Source organism: Streptomyces sp. HSW2009 (assembly GCF_040240285.1).
Classification (GTDB): Bacteria; Actinomycetota; Actinomycetes; order Streptomycetales; family Streptomycetaceae; genus Streptomyces.
The window spans coordinates 1-2,416 of sequence record NZ_JBEHZD010000832.1 but is presented as its reverse complement, the minus strand read 5'-3'; the positions used below and the strand labels follow the sequence as shown (position 1 = coordinate 2,416).

The window sequence follows — 2,416 nt, the reverse complement described above, 5'->3', positions numbered from 1 at the left end:
TTTTTTCCCCACCCCCCCCCCCCCCCCCCCTCCGGGCGGCGGGCGGGGGGGGGGGGCTTGGTTAATACGCGCGGGGGGGGCGGGGGCCGGGGGGGGGCGGGCCGGTCGGTGGGGACGCGTTGCCGGGCGGCGGACCGGATGGGGGAGGGGTGCGCGGGGCGGAGGCGGTACGCAGCGGCGGGGCGATGCGCGCGGTGCGGCCGGTGGGGAGCGCCTTCGGGGCAGTTGGGGCAGTTGGGGCGGTCGTGCTCGGAGGGAAGGTGCCGACGGAGGGGGCGGGAGTCACGGACGTGGTGCCCAGGGAGGGTGGGGGCGCCGCAGCCCTCGTGCCGGGCGTAGAGCCCCTCGTGTCGGGCGCAGAGCCCCTCGTACCGGACATGGCGTCCTCCGTACCGGACGCGGCCCCTCTCGTACTGGACGTGCTCGTACTGGACGTGGCGTCCCTCGTACTCAGCGTGGCGCGCCTCGTGCCCGGCGCCGTGACCCTCGTGCCCGGCGCGGCGGGGCGGCCCGGCGGGGTGTGTTCGCTGAGTCGGGGCACGAACTCTTCCCTCCTGGGCGGGAATCCCTCCGGGTGACGGCCGGTGGGTACTACAACGCCTTGTTTGCCGTCGGGTCACTGCACGGCGTACGCCGGGGGGCCACTTGGGGCATTGCGCTCGGCGCGCCCCTCCGGCATGCTCCGATGAAGCCCGCCACGGCTACCTCGCGCCCGGGGTGGTCCCTGGGCAGGCGTGGAGCGGAGCCGTACCCTTGGGGGTATGGGGGTGGAAAGGTGAATCCCGGACGAATTCGGTCCGGTAGCGTCGTCCCACTTCCACACTTTGCCGCCCACCGCAAGTAGCCCCCGCCGAACCCCTGTGCAACAGGACTTTCTTCGCCGAGACAACAGATGGCCGGTTACGAAATCCCCGAACCCGCGGACCGCAAGCGGGTCGCCGACTCGACGGCGCACCCCGAAGCGGCGGAAGAGACGCGTCATCCCTGCGATCCGGCGTTCCAGCACGGTGTGGTGGTCGGCTTCGACGGCTCGATGTCCAGCGAGCGGGCGCTCGCCTACGCCATCGGCATGGCCCGCCGCTCCGGCTCCGGGCTGATCATCGTGCACGTCGCCAACCGCCTGCCCACGACGGTGTGGGCCGGCTGCGAACCCCCCGTCTTCGTCGACGTACCCGACCACCGCACCGAGGTGCTCGGCCTCGAACTCGCCTGCGCGGACCACCTCGCCGAGGTGCCGTGGATTCTGGTCGAGCGTGGCGGCGACATCTGCCACGAACTGGAGGAGGTCGGTCGGGAGTACGCGGCCGACGCCATCGTCGTGGGCTCCACGCACGGCCTGGTGGGCCGCATCTTCGGCTCCGTCGCCGGCCGGCTCGCGCGCCGCGCGCAGCGCCCGGTAGTCGTCATCCCCTAGCCCGATCCGACCCCGATCGATCGCTCCCGGAGTGGTCCTGGTGGCCCCTGCGGGCGCCCCCTGTGGCCCCGCGGGCGGCTCTCGGTCGATCCAATGAGCGGCCCCCGATCGACCCGCGGACGGTCCTTGATCGACCCACGGACGGTCTCTGATCGGTCCGCGGGCGGCTCCCCATCGATCCTCCAGCGGGTCATCGCCCGTGGCCCGCGCGCGTACGCGACCGGTGGGCGGCCCCCGTGGACGTGGGTCGCCTTCCGGACATCTTCGCCGACCTCGATGCGACGGATGGCCGCGCGGGGTCCCCCGGTTGGCCCTACGGATTTACGCCATCCCGCCCGTGCATCTGGGACCCCGATCGGCACGCGGGCGGATGCCCCGAGCGACCGCGGCGCCGGCTCCGGTTGCCCGGTGGCACGTGCCGGCGTCCCGCCGCACGGCCCGCGCGCCCGCGTACTCCCGGCCCCCGAGCACACCACCCGCGCGGCGCCCCGCCGCACCTGCCGGCCGCCCCACCGGGCGGCGCGCGCCCGCACTCCGCCGTCCCGGTCCCCGCCGCCTCCCGCCGTCGCCGTGTTCGCAACTGCTATCGATCATGGCGGCGGAATGCGGGTGCGGACGGGGCGGGCGGCAGCGGCTGCCGGAGCGGCGGCGTACGGGGCGACGGGCACAGCAGTGGACGCGGCCGGGCGCGGCGACGGAAGGGGCCGGGCGCGGAGAAGGGTTGACGGGGCATGAGTTCTTCACCGCCGTCAGGTGGATTGTGCGTTTGTGAGGGGTACACACCCCACACGTGGCGCACCGCCACGCAGCGGGGGGCCAGACGCGCCGCCGGCCGGGAGTGACGGTTCTCGGGTGGGTGGCTGCACGCCGACGTGAGGGCGACGTCGGCACCGGGAGGGGGGGGGGGGGGGGGGGGGGGGGGGGGGGGGGGGGGGGGGGGGGGGCGGGGGGGGCGGGGCGCGCGCGCGCCCGCCCCCCCCGCCCCCGCCCCCCCCCCCCCCC

General features: G+C 75.6%; 2 protein-coding genes. Both read left to right on the top strand.

What is annotated here, in order from left to right:
• Positions 1-347: 347 nt before the first annotated feature.
• Positions 348-578 carry a hypothetical protein gene (locus AAHZ94_RS32705; RefSeq protein WP_349997336.1) on the top strand — a complete coding sequence of 77 codons (231 nt, stop codon included), beginning with the start codon at positions 348-350 and terminating at the stop codon, positions 576-578.
• Positions 579-892: 314 nt separating this feature from the next.
• A complete protein-coding gene (locus tag AAHZ94_RS32700; RefSeq protein WP_349997335.1) occupies positions 893-1,414 on the top strand; it encodes a universal stress protein in 522 nt (173 codons plus the stop codon).
• Positions 1,415-2,416: the final 1,002 nt, after the last annotated feature.